Origin of the sequence: Chryseobacterium sp. AG363 (assembly GCF_003610675.1) — a bacterium.
Lineage (GTDB): Bacteria > Bacteroidota > Bacteroidia > Flavobacteriales > Weeksellaceae > Chryseobacterium > Chryseobacterium cucumeris.
Genome location: NZ_RAQF01000002.1, coordinates 2,800,184 through 2,822,690 on the forward strand (window position 1 = coordinate 2,800,184; position 22,507 = coordinate 2,822,690).

16 protein-coding genes are annotated in these 22,507 nt (G+C 37.9%); 10 read left to right on the top strand and 6 right to left on the bottom strand.

Annotated elements, in window-relative coordinates:
- Positions 1-205 precede the first annotated feature (205 nt).
- Positions 206-1,051 (bottom strand): EamA family transporter, encoded by an 846-nt coding sequence (locus DEU39_RS12740; protein WP_120232152.1) that lies wholly within the window; start codon positions 1,049-1,051, stop codon positions 206-208.
- Between the two features lie 401 nt (positions 1,052-1,452).
- Here DEU39_RS12740 and DEU39_RS12745 point away from each other — a divergent pair, with 401 nt between their 5' ends.
- From DEU39_RS12745 to DEU39_RS12765, 5 genes are read left to right on the top strand one after another with little or no spacing between them, the layout of a single operon-like run.
- Positions 1,453-2,151: an MgtC/SapB family protein gene (locus tag DEU39_RS12745; RefSeq protein WP_120232153.1), complete on the top strand. Its 699-nt coding sequence runs from the start codon at positions 1,453-1,455 to the stop codon at positions 2,149-2,151.
- Between the two features lie 23 nt (positions 2,152-2,174).
- The gene (gene mgtA / locus DEU39_RS12750) at positions 2,175-4,847 is read left to right on the top strand and encodes a magnesium-translocating P-type ATPase (protein ID WP_120232154.1); all 2,673 of its coding nucleotides are present in this window, start codon (positions 2,175-2,177) and stop codon (positions 4,845-4,847) included.
- Between the two features lie 57 nt (positions 4,848-4,904).
- A complete protein-coding gene (locus tag DEU39_RS12755; protein WP_062676185.1) occupies positions 4,905-6,008 on the top strand; it encodes an efflux RND transporter periplasmic adaptor subunit in 1,104 nt (367 codons plus the stop codon).
- 15 nt (positions 6,009-6,023) lie between these two features.
- Positions 6,024-9,119 (top strand): efflux RND transporter permease subunit, encoded by a 3,096-nt coding sequence (locus DEU39_RS12760; protein ID WP_120232155.1) that lies wholly within the window; start codon positions 6,024-6,026, stop codon positions 9,117-9,119.
- The gene (locus DEU39_RS12765; RefSeq protein WP_120232156.1) at positions 9,109-10,374 is read left to right on the top strand and encodes a TolC family protein; all 1,266 of its coding nucleotides are present in this window, start codon (positions 9,109-9,111) and stop codon (positions 10,372-10,374) included. Before DEU39_RS12760 ends, DEU39_RS12765 begins: the two co-directional genes overlap by 11 nt.
- Positions 10,375-10,605: 231 nt before the next feature.
- Here DEU39_RS12765 and DEU39_RS12770 read toward each other — a convergent pair whose 3' ends face one another.
- The 4 genes from DEU39_RS12770 to DEU39_RS12785 form a co-directional block, all read right to left on the bottom strand.
- Positions 10,606-11,061 (bottom strand): DUF1801 domain-containing protein, encoded by a 456-nt coding sequence (locus DEU39_RS12770; RefSeq protein WP_120232157.1) that lies wholly within the window; start codon positions 11,059-11,061, stop codon positions 10,606-10,608.
- A 24-nt stretch (positions 11,062-11,085) separates the two neighbouring features.
- On the bottom strand, positions 11,086-12,507 hold the full coding sequence (locus tag DEU39_RS12775; protein ID WP_120232158.1) for a hypothetical protein: 1,422 nt from the start codon (positions 12,505-12,507) through the stop codon (positions 11,086-11,088).
- Between the two features lie 10 nt (positions 12,508-12,517).
- Complete coding sequence (locus DEU39_RS12780) at positions 12,518-13,702, bottom strand: hypothetical protein (protein ID WP_120232159.1); 1,185 nt, start codon at positions 13,700-13,702, stop codon at positions 12,518-12,520.
- 143 nt (positions 13,703-13,845) lie between these two features.
- Positions 13,846-16,338 (bottom strand): GEVED domain-containing protein, encoded by a 2,493-nt coding sequence (locus DEU39_RS12785; RefSeq protein WP_120232160.1) that lies wholly within the window; start codon positions 16,336-16,338, stop codon positions 13,846-13,848.
- Between the two features lie 226 nt (positions 16,339-16,564).
- Between DEU39_RS12785 and DEU39_RS12790 the strand changes: the two genes are divergently transcribed.
- The 4 genes from DEU39_RS12790 (at position 16,565) to proC (ending at position 20,398) form a co-directional block, all read left to right on the top strand.
- A complete protein-coding gene (locus tag DEU39_RS12790) occupies positions 16,565-17,770 on the top strand; it encodes a pyridoxal phosphate-dependent aminotransferase (RefSeq protein WP_062676192.1) in 1,206 nt (401 codons plus the stop codon).
- A gap of 10 nt (positions 17,771-17,780) precedes the next feature.
- On the top strand, positions 17,781-18,266 hold the full coding sequence (locus tag DEU39_RS12795; protein WP_062676193.1) for a hypothetical protein: 486 nt from the start codon (positions 17,781-17,783) through the stop codon (positions 18,264-18,266).
- A 3-nt stretch (positions 18,267-18,269) separates the two neighbouring features.
- The gene (gene murB / locus DEU39_RS12800; protein WP_120232161.1) at positions 18,270-19,283 is read left to right on the top strand and encodes a UDP-N-acetylmuramate dehydrogenase; all 1,014 of its coding nucleotides are present in this window, start codon (positions 18,270-18,272) and stop codon (positions 19,281-19,283) included.
- A gap of 311 nt (positions 19,284-19,594) precedes the next feature.
- Positions 19,595-20,398 carry a pyrroline-5-carboxylate reductase gene (gene proC, locus DEU39_RS12805; RefSeq protein WP_120232162.1) on the top strand — a complete coding sequence of 268 codons (804 nt, stop codon included), beginning with the start codon at positions 19,595-19,597 and terminating at the stop codon, positions 20,396-20,398.
- Here the strand turns inward: proC and DEU39_RS12810 are convergent.
- Positions 20,388-20,801, bottom strand: coding sequence for a VanZ family protein (locus DEU39_RS12810; protein WP_120232163.1), 414 nt, complete (start codon positions 20,799-20,801; stop codon positions 20,388-20,390). The two genes, proC and DEU39_RS12810, sit on opposite strands and share 11 nt — an antisense overlap.
- 56 nt (positions 20,802-20,857) lie before the next feature.
- Between DEU39_RS12810 and lnt the strand changes: the two genes are divergently transcribed.
- Positions 20,858-22,492 (top strand): apolipoprotein N-acyltransferase, encoded by a 1,635-nt coding sequence (gene lnt, locus DEU39_RS12815; RefSeq protein ID WP_120232164.1) that lies wholly within the window; start codon positions 20,858-20,860, stop codon positions 22,490-22,492.
- Positions 22,493-22,507 lie beyond the last annotated feature (15 nt).

The following is a 22,507-nucleotide window of genomic DNA, read 5'->3' on the forward strand; positions in this document are numbered from 1 at the left end:
TTTTACGTTGGTAATAAATATTTCTGATAAAAATCACACTGCTGGTCATAAAAGGGATCATGTGAAACAATTGTCTGAGCAAAAGATATCCTGATTTTTTTTCATCTACAATACTTTCCATACCTAACCCAACAAAAAACAGGGATATAAGAAGTAAGATTAATTGTATTTTCCAATGCATTCTTATCATATTGTAAAAATCTTCTTAATGGTTAGAAACTTTGCTAAAAATAGTTGTTCCAATACTCGCTGTAATCACGCAGGCAATAGAAATCCACTGTAAAAAAGATAATTCTTCAGCAAGAAAAACCAATCCGGAAAGCGCTGCAAATGCAGGTTCCAGGCTCATCAGAATACTGAAAGTTTTTGCAGGAAGTTTTTTCAAGGCCATCATTTCCAGTGAAAAAGGTAAAGCACTCGAAAGAATAGCCACACCAAGCCCTTTCATAAAAATCGTCGCAGTAATATTAAAAACAGCACCATCCCATATCGTGAATGGAATAATCACAAGACTTGCAAAGATCATCCCTGTAGTAACCGCATCTTTTCCATCCATTATTTTGGAAACTTTTCCACCCATGATAATGTAAAGTGCCCAGAAGACTCCTGCGAGAAAGGCAAGTCCAAGTCCTAATAAATCTACATGATCACTTTTCCAGGGAACAATCAGCAGAATTCCTACACATGCCAGTAACGCCCAGATAACATCCAGCAGTTTTCGGGACAATGCCAATGCAAGAAATAAAGGACCTGCAAACTCTACAGTCACCGCCAATCCCAGCGGAATTCTTTGAATAGCCATATAGAAAATAAGATTCATTGCAGCCAGTCCAACTCCATAGATTGCACAGTATTTCCATTTCTGACGGTCAAATTGTAAAAATTTAGGACGGTTAATCAACGTAAGCAAAACCGCAGAAAGTACAATTCTTAAAGTAACCGTACCAATAGCTCCGATAGCGGGAAAAAGCTGCTTTGCAATGGAAGCTCCTCCCTGCACACAGATAATCGCTAAAAGCGTAGCTGGTATTGCTAAGTTTGATTTTTTCATATCTAAAATATATAATTCAAAAGGTATTGGAAGGAAGTCTCCGGGATTAAACAAGCTTTTATTTCATATGACAAATTGTAAAATTCGACCTACAAAAATCAGCTTCTAAATGTATTGAAATTTTATCTCTTACCATGGGTACAGTTTACATATATTAACAAGATATAATAAATATTTCCTGCAGGATCATTAAGAAAAACAGGAAGTAACTTTCTCTAATGATTTTCTAATAACATTCTAAAGCTTTTCTAACGGTAAAAAAAAAGAGACCGTTCTACTTTTGCACAGTAAAAAATAAAGCATATGGACTCAGATCCTTACAGTAATTATCAATCTTAAAAGCTTTAGTTGTACTCACTTTTCCCGTACAGCTGAAAAGCTTTATAACAAAAGGAAAAGTTATGACTACATTAGAATTTACTCTTCGTCTCCTTACCGCATTTGCTCTGGGTGCCAGCATTGGTTTTGAAAGACAATGGCGCCAGAAAAGTGCTGGTCTCCGCACCAATACACTGGTATGCCTTGGCTCCGCAGCATTCGTACTTCTTTCCATCAGAATCGGAGGCGATGCTACAGGTAGAATAGCTTCTTATATTGTAAGCGGGATTGGTTTTTTAGGTGGAGGCGTTATCATGAAAGATGGTCTTACCGTGAGGGGGCTCAATACAGCAGCCACCATCTGGTGTTCGGCCTCTGTAGGTGCTCTCAGTGCTATGGGATTTCCCGTGGAAGCAGCCATTACCAGTGGATTTATTATCCTCACTCATGTCACCCTTCGTCCTTTAGGCGTAAAACTGGGCAACAATATCAACAGCAGAAACCATTATACAGAATACCTTCTCAGCATCAAATGCAAAAGTGAAGTAGAAAATCACATCCGCGTGCAACTGATGCAGTCTCTGAGCGGAAATGATAAAGTATTGCTGAAATCTCTTACCAGCGATGATAATGGGCTGCCTGAAAACGCCATCATTACAGCGGAAGTTCATGCTTCTACTCCGCAGGACAGTTTCATGGAAAAAACAGCCAGCAGATTAACGATTGAAGACAAAGTCATCAAAGTAAGCTGGGAAATTATAGGTACCGAAAACGATTTGTAACATTAAAAACAACCTTTGAAGCGATGTTAAAAAAATCTTCAAACAAAAATCTCAATTCCGCGGCTCTTGTAAAATTGAAAGAAGCTGCAGCCGAGAATGAAAAAATGGTGTATGCCCTGCTGGAAACCTCAGAAGAAGGACTTAGTGAAAACACCGTAAAAGACCGTCTGAAAATTTATGGTAAAAATGAAATTGCTACCCAAAAAGCGCCCTCATGGGTAAAACAATTTGCTCATTCTTTCTTTAATCCATTTAATTATATTCTGGCCTGCATTGCCATAATCTCATTATTTATTGATGCTATTCTTGTCCCTGCAGGAGAAAAAGATTTCAGTACAAGTATTATTATTTCGGTGATGCTGCTCTTCAGTACTGTTTTAAGATTCATTCAGGAATTCCGAAGCAACAAAGCAGCAGAAGCATTAAAAAAGATGGTAAAAACAAGCTGTCTTACCAAAAGAAAATTTAATGAGAGCGAAGAAATAGAAATCACTGAAATTGTTCCCGGAGATATTATTGTTCTGTCCGCAGGTGATATGGTTCCGGCCGACTGCAGAATTCTTAAAAGCAAAGATCTTTTCATCAGCGAATCCATTCTTACAGGAGAAGCTCTTCCGGTTGAAAAAAATGCACTTCCTATCAAAGATGCCCAATACCGTAATCCTCTCAGCCTTCAGAATATCTGTTTTATGGGAACCAATGTGGTAAGCGGATCAGCAACGGTTGTTGTAGCCAATACCGGTATTTTCACCTATTTCGGAAGCATCAGCAGAAGTCTGGCTTCTAAAAGACCTGAGACTGCATTTGATATAGGAGTTAATAAAGTGAGCTATCTGCTGATCAGATTTATGCTGATCATGACTCCTGTTATTTTTCTGATCAACGGATTGGTAAAAGGGGACTGGATGCAGGCTTTATTGTTCGCCATTGCCTTAGCTGTGGGATTGACTCCTGAAATGCTTCCTATGATTGTCACGGCCAATCTTGCCAAAGGTGCAGTCAATATGAGTAAAAAGAAAGTAATTGTTAAAAGACTCAATGCCATCCAGAATATCGGAGCTATGGATATTCTGTGTACCGATAAAACAGGAACACTTACGCTGGATAAAATTGTATTGGAAACCCACCTCAACGTTCGTGGTATTGAAGATGATGAAGTATTAAAATGGGGCTACCTTAACAGTTTTCATCAAACCGGCCTCAAAAATCTGTTGGATCAGGCTGTTCTCGATCATGCTGAAGTTCACAATATGATGAGGGCAGATGAATTGTATCAAAAAGTGGATGAAATTCCTTTTGACTTTGAAAGAAGAAGAATGTCTGTCATCCTGAATACATCAAAAGGAAAGCATCTTATGATCTGCAAAGGGGCAGTGGAAGAAATGCTTCCTTTATGTCAATATGCCTTAGATCCTGGAGATGATCGCAGCCTGCATGTTGAGAATGACAATAGTGTTCCGTTGGATGATCATATGAAACAACAGATTATCAGAATGTCTGAAAAGCTCAATGCTGAAGGACTTCGTGTATTGCTAATTGCCATCCGGGAATTTGACGGTGATCATCCATTGAATTATTCCGTTGCCGACGAAAATAAACTTACCCTTACAGGATTTATGGGATTTCTTGATCCTGCAAAACCATCAGCAGAACCAAGTATCAAAGCTTTACACAAGCTTGGTGTAGAAGTGAAAGTAGTAACCGGAGATAATGATATTGTTGCTAAAAAAATATGCCATGATGTAGGAATTCCTATCAATACCATTATGCTGGGTGATGAACTGGAGCATATGACTGATGATGAACTTTGCAAGGATATGGATCTCTATTCTGTTTTTGCTAAAGTAAGCCCGTTACAAAAACAACGTATTGTAAAAATATTAAGATCAAAAGGTCACACCGTTGGTTTTATGGGTGACGGTATTAATGATGCAGCAGCTATAAAAGAAGCAGACGTGGGAATCTCTGTGGATACCGGAGCAGACATTGCCAAAGAAAGTGCAGATATCATTCTGTTGGAAAAAGATCTGATGGTGCTTAGAAGCGGAGTAATTTATGGAAGAAGAACTTTCGGGAATATCGTCAAGTATATCAAAATGACGGCCAGCAGCAACTTCGGAAATATGTTCAGCATGATTGGAGCCAGTGCACTACTTCCGTTTCTTCCTATGCTTCCGCTACAGATTCTGACACAGAATTTACTGTATGATGTATCACAATCCTCCATCCCATGGGATACAATGGATAAAGATTTTCTGGAAAAACCTAAAAAATGGGAAGCTGCAAGCATTAAAAAATTCATGCTGTATATAGGTCCTTTGAGCTCCATTTTTGATTATGTCACGTTTGCCGTACTATTTTTTATTTTCAAAGCCAATACACCAGAACAACAAGGGTTGTTTCAGACAGGCTGGTTTGTGGAAGGTTTATTATCTCAAACCTTGATTGTTCACATTATCAGAACGAAGAAAATTCCATTTATCCAAAGCTGGGCCGCCACACCAGTTGTTGCTTTAACAAGTTTAATCATGCTGATCGGAATTATGATTCCTTTCACTCCAATGGCAGTGTATCTCAAAATGCAGCCTTTACCTCTGAGCTACTTCCCTTATTTAATAGGGATTCTTACAGGATATTGTGTTTTAACCCAGTTTGTGAAACAATGGTTTATCAGAAAATTCGGGCAGTGGCTTTAGTAACAAAATTCATTGCTAGCAGATCTATCAATAAAATAATGGTTATAAATAACTTATATGAGAAAAACAGTCTTAACAATGGTACTTTTGACAATTGTTACCTCTTGTAAAAATTCCAAAAGTGAAACTCCGCAGGATCAGGATCTCCTCATCAAAAATAATCAGGTCACCGTTCCGGAAACCCATCCCGTTTTCAAAAAAATTAAAACACAGGTCGTTACTGAACAGGAACACAGTGATGGAGTGATTTCAGCGGGAACAATCCAGGCAATACCTAATCATTATGCGGAAATTGCCAGTCCTTTTTCCGGAAGAATTACAAAATCTTTTATTCAGCTTGGACAAAATATTTCGGCAGGAAGCCCTCTTTTTGAAATCCTTTCTTCAGATTATTTTTCGGTTCAAAAGGATTACACAGATGCGTTAAATGATGTACAGCTTGCAGAAAAAAATTACAGACGCCAACAGGATCTTGTAAAACATGGAGTGGGTATTCAGAAGGAACTGGACGAAGCAGAAACTGATTTTAAAAATAAAAAAACATCCCTCTCCAATACTTCTTCTGCGTTGAAGGTATATAACAGCAAAGGCGGAGGTATAGGAAGTCCTCTTTTGGTAAGAGCACCCATTAACGGAGAAATTATTTCCAACAAAATTGTCAACGGCCAATATCTGAAAGGAGATGCAGATCCGGTAATGATCATCGCAGAATTATCAAAAGTCTGGATTTCCGGTGATGTAAAAGAAAAAGACATCCGTTTTGTGAATAAAGGAGATCAGGTTTCTGTAAAGGTAAGCGCCTATCCCGACAGGAATATTACCGGAAAAGTATACCACATCAATGAAATTGTAGACGAAGATACCCGAAGCATCAAAGTCCTTATTGAATGTAACAACCCGGACAGAAAACTAAAGCCGGGCATGTACGCTACAGTCAACTTTTCAACAACTCCTGAAAAGACAGTAATGATTCCCGTAACCGCTTTAATGCAGCAGGATAACTCTCAGTATGTATGGGTAAAAACAGGCAAGAGCCAATATACAAAACGTGCTGTCACAACAGGAGAAACCGATCAGAAAACAGTAAGAATTATATCGGGATTAAAATCCGGAGAAACCATCATGACTGAAGGAGGAATTTATATGCTGGATGCGAAATAATGTAAAAGAAAAACTATGAAGAAATTACTAACAATCTCGATACAGAAGAGATGGCTCATGCTTGCCCTTTTCCTTTTACTGGGATTCTTCGGGTATTATTCCTGGACCAGGCTATCCATAGAAGCCTATCCCGATATCGCCGATGTAACTTCCCAGGTGGTAACACAGGTTCCGGGCTTGGCTGCCGAAGAAGTAGAACAACAGATTACCATTCCTCTGGAAAGATCACTCAACGGGCTTCCGGGAATGCATGTAATGCGAAGCAAAAGTACCTTCGGACTATCCATCATTACTATGGTTTTTGATGATGGTATAGACGATTACTGGGCACGGCAGCGTATTCAGGAAAGACTGACGGATGTGGAGCTCCCCTATGGTGCACAGCCTGGATTAGATCCTCTCACCTCTCCTATTGGCGAAGTTTATCGTTATATTATCGAAAGTAATAACCACAGTCTGCGGGAACTTACGGATTTACAAAAATTTGTAATTATCCCCCGTATCAAACAGGTTTCAGGAATTGCCGATGTGACCAATTTCGGAGGAATTACCACGCAGTTTCAGATTGAGCTGGATCCGCATAAACTTGAACAATATGGACTGTCACTTTCTGAAGTTACTGAAACCATCTCCAAAAATAACGTAAGCGCTGGAGGAAGTATGCTGCCCCGCGGAAATCTTGCCTATGTAATTCGTGGAATAGGTTTGGTAAAAGATTTAGATGATCTTGGAAAAATTGTAGTCAAAACCCAAAACGGAGTTCCAGTTTTCCTGAATGATGTAGGAACATTAAAATACGGGAATCTGGAAAGGAAAGGAATTCTTGGCTACACCGACAGAAACCGCAATTATTCTGAAAGTGTGGAAGGAATCGTGCTTTTATTGAGAGGTCAAAACCCATCACAAGTGCTGGAAGGAGTACACAAAGCTATTGAAGAATTGAATAATGAAACACTTCCTCCCGGTGTAAAGATCCATCCTTTTCTGGACAGAACAGACCTTGTCAAAACAACGCTTACCACAGTGTCTCATACTCTTACCGAAGGAATTGTTTTGGTAATTATTGTGCTGATTGTATTTCTTGGAAACTGGCGTGGAGCGTTCTTAGTGGCTATTACCATTCCTCTTTCTTTATTATTTGCTTTTATATTAATGCATTTTACCAATATTCCCGCCAATCTGCTTTCATTGGGAGCTATTGATTTTGGAATCATTGTGGACGGAGCCATCGTCATGCTGGAAACCATTCTGAAGAAACGGGAAGAAAATTCTGAAGAGACACTGGAAGAAAAAACCATTACCCAAAGAGTGATTGAGGTGGCAAAACCTATTTTCTTTTCAACCATCATTATCATTACCGCCTATCTGCCTTTATTTGCTTTTGAAAGAGTAGAAAAAAAATTATTTACCCCCATGGCTTTTACTGTTGGATATGCTCTGTTGGGAGCCCTTGCTGTAGCATTACTTCTTATCCCGGGATTAGCTTATGTAATTTATCGGAAACCACAAAAGATTTATCACAATAAATGGCTCGAGAAACTCAGCGCAGCCTATGGAAAAAGCATTGAAAAAATAATGCAGACTCCTAAAAGAGTTCTCATTCCCATTATGATTGTCTTAGTATCTGCCGGAATTCTCTCCTATCAGGTCGGAAAAGATTTCCTTCCCGAACTGGATGAAGGTTCTATATGGCTGCAGGTACAGCTGCCTCCCGGAATTTCTTTAGCCCAATCAAAAGAAATGAGTGATACCTTACGTGCCCGCACCTTAAAACATCCTGAAATTACGTATATGATGGTTCAGGCGGGACGTAATGATGATGGTACCGACCCGTGGACAGCTTCCCATTTTGAAGTCTCGGTCGGGATAAAACCTTACAGCGAATGGCCCGAAGGAAAAACCAAAGCAGACCTCATCAAAGAACTGGCAGCTGATTATAAAGATATGCCGGGATTTACCGTAGGTTTTTCACAGCCTATGATTGACGGAGTTATGGATAAAATTTCCGGAGCTCACAGCGAATTAGTAGTAAAGGTATATGGAGAAGATTTTAAAGAAACCAGAAGAATTGCTGAAAATGTATTGTCTACTTTAAATAAAATTCCGGGTTCAGCAGATCTTGCTATAGATCAGGAACCCCCATTGCCTCAACTGCAGATTATTGCCAACAGAGATAAAATTGCCCAATATGGTTTGAATGTAGCCGATGTCGCCGATCTCATTGAGGTTGCACTAGGTGGAAAAGCCATTTCCCAGATCTTTATCGGCAATAAAGTATATGATATTTCATGCCGATATACAGAAGACAGCCGTGACACTCCTGATAAAATCGGAAATCTGATGCTAACCTCAGCTTCCGGAGCAAAAATTCCTTTATCACAGGTGGCAGAAGTAAAATTAAGTACAGGTGAAAGTACTATTACCAGAGAAATGAATAAACGACATCTTACGGTAAAGCTGAATTTAAGAGGAACCGATCTTTCTTCTTTCCTGAAAAATGCACAGGATAAAATTGAAAAAGATATCCAATATGATCATGAAAAATACCAGATCAAATGGGGTGGACAGTTTGAAAATCAAAACAGAGCCTATTCCAGACTGGCATTTATTGTTCCACTGGCATTAGCCATCATGTTTCTGTTATTATATGGTGCATTTGGAGATTTCAGACAGGCTTTGGTTCTGATGTCTATTGTTCCACTGGCATTATTTGGTGGAATGCTGGCACTCAATATCCGCGGAATGTCTCTGAATGTATCTTCCGCAGTAGGCTTTATCGCGCTCTTCGGAGTTGCTATCCAGAATGGAGTCATTATGATTTCCCACATCAACGATCTGCGTAAGAAAGGATATGAACTGAAACAGGCTGCCATCAAAGGAGCAAAAGACCGTTTCAGACCTGTACTGATGACTGCGACGGTTGCTGTAATCGGGCTTTTCCCGGCATCATTGGCCACAGGAATCGGTTCTGATGTACAACGTCCACTGGCAACAGTAATCGTATATGGATTGATGTTCTCTACTATTTTAACCTTATTCGTGCTGCCGGCTATTTATTTTATGGCTGAACGCCGAAACGAAAAACAAAACTTAGAATCAGATGAAAATTAGAGTTCAGTTTATCATATTATCTGTAGTATTATTGAGCATTACAGGGATAAAGGCACAGGAAAAAGAGCTTTTACTATTTGAAGAATACCTGAACCTTGTCGGAAATAAGAATCTGGGTTATGCCTCTCAGAAATATAATGTAAGCATGGCCGAAGCTGCCATTCAAACCGCTAATATGTTTCCTGACCCTCAACTGGAAATGGAAACCACCAATAACGGAGTGAAGCAGAATATGGGATATGTCTACGGAGCCGCCATTGGTTGGACAATTGAATTGGGAGGAAAAAGAAAAGCTCGTGTTAATCTGGCCAAAAACCAGTCAGAGCTAAGCAAAATACAGCTGCAGGATTTTTTCAGAAATCTTCGTGCAGATGCCAGTTTAGGATATATTGAGGCTTTAAAATCCAAGGCTTTGCTCGAAGTACAGCAGGATTCTTATCAAAACATGCGGCAACTGGCAAAATCCGACAGTATTCGGTACCAATTGGGAACGATAACCTTGGTCACTTCCAAACAGAGTAAGCTGGAAGCAGCTTCTTTACTCAATGAAGTATATCAGGCCGAAAGTGCAGAGCAGCAGGCTCTCACCGGTTTATCTGTATTTCTTGGAGACAGCAAAATAACTGGCAGAGATGTTACCGGAGATTTTAATACCTTCAACAGAGATTTCAGCATTGACGATCTCATTCTTCAGGCATTGAATGAAAGAGCAGATTTATTGGCAGCCAAGCAAAATACAGAAGTTGCCAAAAGCCAGATCAATCTTGAAAAAGCCAATCGGGTCATAGATCTTGGCATCAGTGCCGGAACAGAACAACACACCGAAGCCACTAATGAAATTGCTCCTTCCCCAACTATAAATGCTGTAAAAATGGGTATTAGCATTCCCCTGAAGTTTTCCAACAGAAGAAATGCCGGATTGAAAATAGCAGAAATGGCCTATTCGCAGGCAGAAGTTGAGTATAAACGGATCGAACAGGAGATAAAAGCTGAGGTAACGCAGGCTTTTCAGCAATACACAGCCACTCAGAAACAGCTCAGACAATTTCATAACGGAATGCTTTCTGAGGCCAAAAGTATTCTGGAAGGAATCATTTATAGCTACAAAAGAGGCGAAAGTTCTATTCTTGAAGTTCTGAATGCCCAGAGAACCTATAATAATGTACGAAAAGATTATTATCAGGTTCTTGCCGATAATGCAGCAGCTTTAATTGAACTTGAAAGGAAGGCAGGAATCTGGGATATTCATTTTTAAGCTGGAAGAATGAAGCAGAAGGATGGAGACATCTGGAAACCGATGAATAAATACACGCCATTTAATTAACTTATTAATACTTGGAATATTTATAAAGAAATGACAATCAGTAGTTTAAAAAACAAGTGTTACTTCCAACTTCCTGTCTCATATTGATTTTAAAAACATAAATATTACTTCCAGCTTCCAGCATAAAAAATCCCTGAAATCTGTTTGATTTCAGGGATTTTTTTATCTCCTATACTGCGATTCATAAATTTTAATCCAGTCGTCTGCGGTCATTTTTTTACTGAGTTCAGCGATCAGCTCAAAAGGAATATCTTCTGCTTTTTTGAAACGTACACAGGATTTTCCCATATCAAGTTTCTTTTTGGAGTGTTTAGGATATTCTGTCACAAACCAATCGAGGAGTTCCGGCGTTGAATACAGTCCCATATGATACAATGCTATAAAATTCTTCTGGGAAGCAATATTGATAAAAGGCAGCGGGGTCCCGGGTGCACAGTGATATCCGGCAGGATATTTTGCTAAAGGAACTACCCAGCCTATCATCCCATAATTGGCAGCGTCTTCAAAACCTTTCGGAAGGTTATCGTTCACCGTATCAAAAAGTTTTTTAAAAGCTTCCTGTCTCTCTTCAGGAATTTTTGAGATATAATCTTCTATAGAAACCGATTGAATCTGCATGTGATAATTTTTTCTAAAATACGATTATTTTATAAAATTGTAAACACTGAACATCTGAACCTCCTTGCTGCTCTTTTGAAGGAACATCATTTTGTTAACATTCGGAACATACTGAATCATATTTCCATCTGCAAAACCATAATTCTGGAAGAAGTTTCTGCCTTTATAATCAAGGCTTACTTCCTGAGGTTTCAGATTGGCGAAGTCAAAAACTTTCATAGAAAATCCTGTATTACCAAATGCTCCTTTAGGATAGAAAGCGGAAATATAAAGTTTGTCTCCTGCTTCCACCACATGAATTCTTTTTCCGGTAGAAGTGCCTGCCGCTACAAATTGTTTTACCTCACCTTCTTTATTAAACTTGATCAGCATTCCCGCATCCAGAGAATATACAGGATCCGGGAAACGGTTCATTGCTGTAGGCATCGGTCTTGTTACCGTCTCCTGCTGAACAGCCATTAAAGTTTCATCTCCTTTTACAATTGTTTTGATGACTTTCACATCACTCATGTCTTTACTTCCTGCCAGATTGGTATTGCTGATAACTGCTTTTCCGGATTTCATATCATAAAACATTACCGTTCCGAAAGTACTTGAACCTATAGTAACCGCTGCATTTTTTCTTCCAAAAGTTACCAGGTAATCATTATCATTTTTACTGAATGCATATAATTTTTCAGGAATATATTTATCATCGAATGGAAGGTCTTTATCTTCCGTATTGGAAACCAGTTCCAGCTTGTAAGATTCCTTCCAACCTGCTGCTTTACGCAATACAACGATTTTCGCTGAGTTCGTTAATGTCAGAGACTTTTCAACATAGTCACTGCTTAATATAATTTCTTTGTTCCATACCGGAGTAAGTGTTCTCAGATCCAATACCAGAACGTCATTTACATTTTCAGTTTTTTTATTGGCAAATCTGTCGTTGAAGATGGCTGCATATTTCCCGTTTTCTGAGAAAAGGACATAAGTAGTTCCTGATTTATTGGTAGATTCAATACTGTATTTTGCAATACTCTTTGTTGTAAAAGTACCTTCCTTTCTGCTGAAAACATGCTGGAAAACTTCTTTTCTGTTTTCTTTTCCGAAATACTCTTCCGTAAATGCTATAAATTTATCATCATCAATCTGTTGTGACCCCAGATAATTGTGAAGAACACCATTCGTTTTGTTGGCATAATCTTTCACATAAGTATCCACAAGACTTCCGTTCTGATCCAGTTTTCTCATCAGTAATTTCTTATGAGGAAAAACATTTCTCATCAGACCGTCAATATTGATAGCACTGAACATATAAGAATTGTAATCATCTGCCAGCACCAGTTTATCATCCGTTTCAAGATTGGCATCCACAGTGAATTTTGTTCCTTCCGTTACTTTCGTCTGTGCATAAGAGTACACAGAAGCGGTAATTAATGCCGAAGCAATAATCTGTTTAATCATATCGTTTTCTTTAGTTATTATAAATTTTTTCTTCCAGTCTTTTCAGTTCAAGATTAGCATCGTAGGACAGTTTAATATCTACTAAATGTTCCTGTAACTCATTTAAATATTTCTCTGCTTCCTGGTAATTACCTAACGCAATATTCAATCTGATCAGGTTAAAATAAAGGTATTCTCCGATCTTCTGATTGTAAACTGCTTTCTTATCGTTGTAATTTACTTTTGTTAAAGCTGTTTTCCAAAGATCAATTCCTTTCTGCATGTTCTCCATGGCAATTTTATTCGGTGCATAATCAGATTTTGCCTGAAGTTTCTTCAGATTGGTCGTCACATAGATATATGCTTTTTCCAGATCATCATACTCTCCTTTATTTTTTACAGTTGCTAATGTGACTGTAGAATTAATGGTCTGATAGCCGAAGTTTTCATTGATAATATTTCTTGTACGGTCAATTGTTCTTTGCAGAAATCTTTTTTCCTGGGCATTCAGATTAATTTCATTAGTTGGAACACTTGCTATTTCAGCAAAATCTGAGAAGTAGGTTTTATCCAGTTTTATGGCACCGTCCTGCTTCGCCGTGATTTTTGTAGGCTGATTGGCAAAGGTTTTTCCCTGATTGTCCTGAAAGTTTGTTCTTTCCATCTCAATCACAATGTCAAGATAATTTCCACCTTTTGAAAAACCAATCACATCGATTTGAGAAGCCAGAATTTTGTTATCCACAATTAAAGCATCTCTCAGGTCGGGCTGCTGGTAAACCGGCATTGGAGGAATATTAAGGACAGGTCTTGAAGGAAGTCTAAGCGTAGGAGCACCGTTGGTTGCGGCAATTTTTTCAACCGCTGACAATTTGCTGTATTCTGCAGATTCAAGTTTGTATTTTTCCTGAAGTTTTTTCACCTCAGCATCATAGTCCTTTAATCTTTCCTGATGCTCATACTTGGCATTTTCAACATTAGTCTGGTAATTGTCTACCTTTTTCTGGTGGTCTTCTTTTGAAATTCTTATGACATCATCTTTTGTAATGTTATAGGGAGACTTTACCGTAATCGTATAAGTTCTGTTGGAAAGTTCCGTAGGAAAAACCGGCTCTTTTAAAAGCTGGAAACTGATTATTTCTTTATCAATTCGCTGAGCCTGGGAAAATTCGGAATAAAATAATGGTATTAAAAAAAGTAGTTTAAATTTATTCATGGATATTATAGTTTTCGGTGCAAATGTATAATAATTTTATGGACATTTTCTGATAATATTTTGTCCAGTTATTAATAAACCGATCACAAAAAAGACAGCTGCACGAATGCAGCCGTCTACAGAAATTATTAACTCAAAAAATTTTATTTTTTAATGGCTTTTACTGTTGATTTTGAACCATCCTTAAAGTTCATCGTCACTAAGTATAAACCGGCATTCAATTCACCCAACTGAAGTTCTGTGGTAGGATTGTCAATAGTTTTCACTACTCTTCCCGCTACATCTGTAACAGTTACAGATTTAACATCTTTGATATCCGCAATATGCAGAACATCTTTGAAAGGATTAGGATATACACTCACTTCTTTTTTCTTCAATTGCGTTTCTGAAGTTGATAAAGAAGTAGCTACTTCAAATGTAAAATCAATAAATTCTCCTCTTGAAATAGCAGAACAAGGGTTTGAAGGGGCTGTACTATTATAATCAGTCACCACTCTCATTCTGTAAGTTCCCAGAGGTGTTCCTGCAGGCACAGTGATAGATCCCGAAGCATTTGTAATATAAGTGTTAGTAACAAACATTCTTTCTGAAGCTTCAAAAGTTAAATTATTATTCCAGTCTACCCAAACCCCGATTCCACATGTAGGACCACCGGCAGTGAAAGATACTGAAGTACTGGATCCCGGAGCATTGATTATTTTATTACTGCTTGTTGTTAAGTTTTGATACCCACCTGCAACACTTGATCCAGATGAATAAGCCATATCTACAAGGCCTCCTGTAGAACTGAAGTCAGAAAGCCAGGAATTCTGAGAACTGGATGAAGGCAGACAATATCCCGTTCTGAATGCAGTCGCTTCACTCCAGATACTTTTATCACTAGCACTACATACAGATCTTACCCAGGCATAGTAATTCGTATCCGTAGATAATGAACTTAATGGTGCAGAAATAGTGGTAGAAGTTACGGAATTGGTAGCATTCAATACCGTTGTAGCATCAGGTGCTGTATTGGTTGTACTGTAATATACTTCGTATCCGTTTGCAGGAACTGAAGCTGGTGCCGTCCAACCGATTGTTGCCGAGTTCATTGTTACGTTTGATGACATAAGTGCCGTTGGTTCAAGGCAGGAAGGAATATTCTGAACGGTAATATTATCAATATAAATAGAACGTGAAGAACCTCCTAAACCATGTTTAAATGCTAACTGTAAATCAGTACCCACTGGAATATTAACGGTATATTGGGTGTGGGTAGTTGTTAAAGTAATAGGAGAACCAATTTGTGTGAAAGAAGCAGGATCTGCAGGGTTTGATAATGTTCCCACTAATAATGTATAATTACTTCCTCCGGCTTTTGCATAAAATCTTACCCTCTTCGTACCATCTGAAAGATTTATAGTAGGAGGTGCAACCAACATTTGGCTACCTGTTGTCCCACTTGAATTATTCATATAATAAGCATTAGGTGCTGAGTAATTATTCGTTGTGGTTACATAACCATATCCTGCAAATGACGCACTTTCTAAATATGCCCAGCAGCTTGGTGCATTCGTATTTGAGCTGGAACCTGTACTTGTGGTATCAAAGTTTTCTGTATATGGAACAGTGAAAGTAGAACAAGCTGTCTTAAATGTGCCTGCAAAAGACCATACACTTTGGCCTGTCGCCGTGTTACAATTTGATCTGACCCAATAATAATAAGTTGTATTGGAGTTAAGACCTCCTATTGTTGTGCTGGTACCTGTTACTCCCGGATAAGTAGGTGCTACTGAGCTCGCCGGTGTTGTGTTTGAAGTACTGTGGTATACATCATAACTGGCAGCACTACCTGTCCATGACACTAAAGCAGAATTAGCTGTGATCCCTGAAACCGCCTGCAATACAGGAGGCATACAATCCGAATAAGCATCTGCTGAAAAAGCAAAAATATTTGGTATACCAGAACCACTTACTTTGGTTACTGTTACACTTTGTACTAGTTTTGCCTGATTGGCTGCATCTATTGCCAGTTCAGCCTGATATAATCTTGGATTAGTTCCGCCTTCGGGAGAAGGAACATCATCACCAGCTCCAGGAGTAGCTCCCGGCTTTTTAATTCTTCCTATCCCCTGGATCGCAAAATTAGGTCCATTATACCAGTCAGCAAGACTGATACCTGAAAACGTCTGCGAGCTGCCATCTGTAAAATTTACCACCACACTTACCGTAGAAGTACCACTTCCACTTACAGCAAGCATATACAGCTTGGTTGCTGCCTTTGGTGTTGTAAATGCCAAAGTTCCGTTATCATTGGTTGCAGCCAGTCTTAAAGAATTATTCGTATTCAAATTTGCTAACTGAAAACTCAATCCGGGCGTGGTTGCCACTACAGAATTAATAATTCCGTCAACAGGAATCCCATACGTAATGGCATTACTTGATGATGTAAGCTGAAAATCTTTAGCTACAAAAGCATAAGAAACTCCGTCTACATCATTATTTGTACTAATTGTTGAAGAACCTATCCCGTTGGCAATCACATCGGCTGTAAAGCCTGAAGAGACCGGCATAGTTTGATAATTCTGAGCCATGAATACACTGGCAGAAAACAGAGCGATAGCAGGTACCACTCTAGAAAATAAATTTATTACCATTTTAATCACATTTGTGGCGAAATTTAGGAAAAATAACAATACGAAAATATTATTTTTAACAAAATCCTAAACTTTATTTAAAATGTATGACAAATTAATATTAAAAACTATTTAAATCAGTAAATTTTAAAGACAACGTAAGGCTTAATGAAACACCTTCTTATTGATTCTTAATTTTATTATTGAGAAATTAAATCCTATTTTTGTCATACAAATTTTTTGAACAATGCCGAATATTTCAAACAGAGCACTGCATATGCCGCCATCGCCGGTAAGAAAACTGGTTCCCTTTGCGTTACAAGCAAAACAAAAAGGAATAAAAGTATATCACCTTAATATCGGGCAGCCTGATATTGAAACTCCGGAAACAGCTTTAAATGCTTTAAAAAACATCGATTTAAAAGTATTGGAATACGCGCTTTCTGAAGGGAATATTGAATACAGAAAAGCCCTTACAGAATACTACCATTCATTAGGATTCTCAGATCTTACTCCTGATAACTTTATTGTTACCAACGGAGGTTCTGAAGCACTAAACTTTGCCATTTCTACTTTATGTGATGAAGGGGATGAAGTGATTATTCCTGAACCTTATTATGCCAACTACAATGGATTCACCAGCACATTTGATGTGAATGTAGTAGCAGTTCCTTCTACAATTGACACTGGTTTTGCTTTGCCACCTGTTGAGGAATTCGAGAAAAAAATTACAGAGAAAACAAGAGCAATCATTATCTGTAACCCTGGAAACCCTACCGGATATCTTTATACCCGTGAGGAACTTCAGAAACTGGCAGAAATTGCTTTGAAATATGACATCGTAATCATTTCTGATGAAGTTTACAGAGAATACGTTTATGATGGGAAGCAACAGATTTCAATGCTTGATTTCCCGGAATTAGCTGAAAACTGTATCATCATTGATTCAGAATCCAAGCGTTACTCTATGTGTGGTGTAAGAATCGGATGTATGTTAACACGTTCCAACAAGATCCGCAATGCTGCCATGCTTTTTGCACAGGCAAGATTAAGCCCGGTTCTTTTAGGACAGATTGCAGCAACAGCAGCACACCAGAATGATGGACCTTACATCAGAGCCGTAAGAGAAGAATATACCCACAGAAGAAATGTATTGGTAGATCTTTTAAATGCTATTCCTGGGGTAATTTGCCCTAAACCAAGAGGAGCATTCTACTGTGTTGCCGAACTTCCGGTAGACGATACTGAAAAATTTGCTCAGTGGTTACTTGAAAAATATTCTCTGAATAACGAAACCATCATGGTGGCGCCTGCAGGAGGATTCTACAGCAATCCTGAATTAGGTAAAAAACAGGTAAGAATTGCTTACGTTCTGAAAGAAGAAGATTTAAAAAGAAGTGCTGAAATTCTTAAAGAAGCTTTAAAGAAGTACAGAGAAGAATTCAGTCTGTAAAATAGACCCTATGCCGACAACAAAAAAACTCCATCTGAAAATCCTGTTTTCGATCCTTTTGCTGTCGGCATTTTTTTCCTGTGACTCCAAAAAGACAGAACAGCCTGTTTCCCCTAAAAATCCACACGAAATTACTTTCATCAGTGTATCTGATGTTGAAGGAAACCTCGGAAACTACAGGATTATCAAAGCCACAAAAGATTCTGTTTTTGCAGAAAAAGGAATGACAGCCAATCAAACCCATAAAGCGTGGGCATCTGCCATCAATTCCGAAACGTGGAAAAAGCTTACATCATCTATTAACATTGTAGATCTTGACCATATAAAAAGTTCTCACAGTCAACAGTCCGTAGACGGAATAGATGAAACCTTCCAGATTCGGACTCCCAAAAAATCACATATCTATGTGAATGCTTATGCAGACACTATACATTACAAGCAGCTACAGCAAGTTAAAGAACAACTAGACAAGATTCTTCCTAAAGAATACCAATAAAACATGCAAGAAAACTTTTCATTAAAATCTTATAACACATTCGGTGTTGAAGCCAAGTCTCGATTTTTTACTGAAGTCAATACCATTGATGAGTTAAAAGAGGCACTTAATTTTGCAGAAACCCAATCTCTTCAGCTTCTTTTTTTAGGAGGCGGAAGTAACATTCTTCTTACCAAAGATTTTGACGGTCTTGCCATTCAACTTAATTTAAGAGGAATTTCTGAAGAGCATATCAATGAAAATGAAGTATGGGTAACCGCAAAAGCAGGGGAAAACTGGCACGAATTTGTAATGTTCTGCCTGCAAAAAAATTATGGAGGCCTTGAAAATCTTTCTTTAATTCCCGGAAATGTAGGAACTTCTCCCATGCAGAATATCGGAGCTTATGGAACAGAAATCAAAGATATTTTTATAAGCTGTAAGGTATTGGATTTAGAAAATCTTGAACTGAAAACTTTCACTCTTGACCAATGCAGATTCGGATACAGAGATTCTATTTTCAAACAGGAAGGAAAAGGCAGATATGTTATTCTGGAAGTTACTTTTAAACTGACTCAAAAAGATCACCTTATCAAGACAGAATATGGAGCTATCAAATCTGAACTGGAAAATCTTGGCATTGAAAATCCTACAATTCAGGATGTTTCCAGGGCAGTGATCAATATCCGACAAAGCAAATTACCAAATCCTAAAGAAATCGGAAATGCCGGAAGTTTTTTCAAGAATCCTACTATTCCTTTGGCTCAGTTTGAAGCATTAAAACAACAGTTTGAAAATATTCAGGGTTACCCGAATGGAGAGATAGTAAAAGTCCCTGCCGGATGGCTGATTGAGCAATGTGGATGGAAAGGGAAGCAGATCGGAAATGTAGCTTCACACAAACTGCAGTCTCTGGTCATCATCAATGCTACAGGAAATGCTACCGGAAAAGAAATATTTGATTTTTCCACTGAGATTATTAATTCTGTAAAAGAAAAATTCGGAATAGAATTAGAAAGGGAAGTGAATATTATTTAATCTAAAAATACACAAAGGCTGATTCATATGAATTCAGTCTTTTTTTATTTCTTAATTATCTATAAGTGTCGAATATTTTGAAGTCTTATTTTATGAAATATATTTCTCGCACGGATTTCTCATATAGCACAGATCTTTATGATATTAATTTTATTTCACTCTTACTGAAAATCTTCGATTTTCTTACGCCTTAAAACAGCATATTATTCAAATCTTGCACCTTTGCCCTTGCGTAACAAAAATTAATTCAGAATCAATTCATATCCAGTCTCCGGAAAATCATTATTTTAGCTTAAAAATTACAATTTGCGATGAAAATAGCTATTCTTGGAGCCGGAAATATGGGACTTTCTTTTTCAAAATCATTTCTGAAATACGAACTGATCAAACCTGAACATCTGCATCTTATTATAAGGAGTCAGGAAAAAATTACCAAAATAGCTGAGGAATTTCCCAAATCTAAAATTTCCACTTTTCAAGAAGTAAAAGAAATTGATGCTGATCTGATTATTATTGCTGTAAAACCTCAGGATTTTCAAACCGTTGCCCAAAATATTCAATTTACATTTAAAGAAAACCAGATGATTTTATCGATCATGGCGGGAATCAATATTGAAAAAATCCAGAAATTACTGAATCATCCACTTGTGGTAAGAGCAATGCCGAACTCTCCTACCCTTCTGGGAATGGGAATCACAGGATATACTGCAGCCAATGGAATTTCTTTCAGCCAGTTAATCAATATTGAAAGATTATTGAACAGCACAGGAAGATCGGTTTATCTGGAGAACGAAGAACTTCTGGATGGTGTCACCGCCCTTTCAGGAAGTGGTCCTGCATATTTCTATTATATCATCGATGCTATGATTAAAGCAGGTATTGAAATGGGAATTGAAGAAAATCTTTCCAAGCTTTTTGTAAAACAGACCATGCTTGGGGCTTATCATCTGATCAATAATTCAGAAAAGAATCTTGAAGAGCTGATCAAAGATGTTGCATCTAAAGGCGGAACTACTGAAGCTGCTTTAAAAACATTTGAAGAAAACAGTTTTAAAGAAATTCTGAAGCAGGGAATTCTGAACGCCGAAAAGCGTGCAAAGGAACTTAATAATTAATTTTTTTTTCAATCAATCCGCAAATCTTCAATCCCAGATACACCCCAAAAGTATTCAGGATGATATCGTCTACCTCAAATATTCCCATCCTGGTAAAATACTGAAGAGCTTCTACAATAACGATGCATGAGATAAAACCAAATAATAACGGCTTCAGTTTTTTCAGTTCAGGAATGATCCAACCCAAAAATCCAAAAGGAATAAACATTATGATATTCCCTAAAACAATCCTCACAATATCTATCGTCTTATTAGGCCCCTGAATAAATTTTATGGTAGAAAAAAAAGGTTCTACCGTAATGAGATTTTCCTCATATTGAAATCTGCCCATTCCTAAAAACATCAAATAGAGCAAAAACAGAGTGTACGGAACAATAATGATTTTATAAATTTTCTTTAACATCGAACTGCTAATATATTCATTTCAAAAATATTAAATTTGTGTATTAAAATAATTTAATGAAATACGTTCTGCTTACACTTATTTCAGCAATGCTGCTGTCGGTTTCATGGCCAACTTATGGGGTTCCGTTTTTTATATTTTTTGCTCTTGTTCCTCTTCTGATGATGGAGCACGGAATTTCAAAATTTTCAGATTATAAAAGGAAAAGCTGGATGGTCTTTGGATTATCTTATCTGTGTTTTATCATCTGGAATGTAGTAACCACAGGATGGCTGTATGGTTCCAAAAACCCTGACGGAAGCCACTCTCTGATGGCTGTTTTATTTCCGGTACTGGTCAATTCTCTTTTATATTCTTTAGTATTCCAATGTTATCACTGGTACAAAAATGCTCAGGGAACATATTGGGGATTAGGATTTTTAATCGCTATCTGGATGAGTTTTGAAAAATTTCATCTGGGATGGGAACTTACGTGGCCCTGGCTAAACCTTGGGAATGTATTTTCAGACTACCCAAAACTGATCCAGTGGTATGATACCCTAGGAGCAACCGGAGGAAGTTTCTGGATTCTACTGATTAATGTACTTATTTTTTACACAGTAAGAACATGGGAAGCCGGAAGAAAGAGAAAAGATTTGATCAAAAATTCGGCTATTATTGGAGCTTTAATTGCTTTGCCTATGATTATTTCGGTAATCAAATACAATAATTTCGATGAGAAACCAACAGGACAAGTTAATGTTCTGATGCTGCAGCCGGATCTTGATCCTTATGCTGAAAAATATTCGAAAGACAGTCTAACCATAGAACAGGATTTATTAGCACTTGCTGAAAAAAACTCAACAGGTAAAATTGATTATTACATTGCCCCGGAAACAGCTTTACCGGGAAGAGGATCTATTTCCGAAACAGCTTTTGAAAAGAGTTTACTTCTCAATAATATCAAAGGATTTTTATCCAATCACCCTGGATCTGTTTTTGCAACAGGAATTTCTTCACACCGTTTTTTTTATAATCCAGCCGATTTACCAAAAGAAGCATACCAGATCAACAGCGGAGTTTGGGTGAGCAGTTATAATACCGCCATTCAACTGGTACCTAACCAAAAAGTACAGGCTTATCACAAAGGAAAACTAGTGCCAGGCGTTGAAATATTCCCTTATATGAATGTTTTAAAGCCATTGCTTGGAGATGCTATGCTGAATCTGGGAGGAACAGTAGCTTCTTTGGGAACAGATAAAGAAAGAGTTGCCTTTTCGAATCCTTACAACAAAGGGAAACTAGCGCCTATCATTTGCTATGAAAGTATTTATGGTGAATTTGTAACACACTATGTCAAAAAAGGAGCTAATTTCTTAGGTATTATGACCAACGACTCCTGGTGGGGCGTTACAGAAGGACACAAACAGCTTTTATCTTATGCTAAACTGAGAGCTATTGAAACCAGAAGAGAAATTGCCCGAGCGGCCAACAGTGGAATTTCTGCACATATCAATGCTAAAGGTGAGGTAACTGCTGACACTTTCTATGGTGACCAGACAGCCTTATTCGCAAAAGTAAACCTGTATGATACCATGACATTTTATACAAGAGCAGGAGATCTTCTTTCAAGGTTTTCCATATTTGCGTTAGGATTCTTATTGTTCTACTATCTGATTGAATGGTTCAAAAAGAAAACAAAGAAAGCGTAACCCCGAGGGTCAATA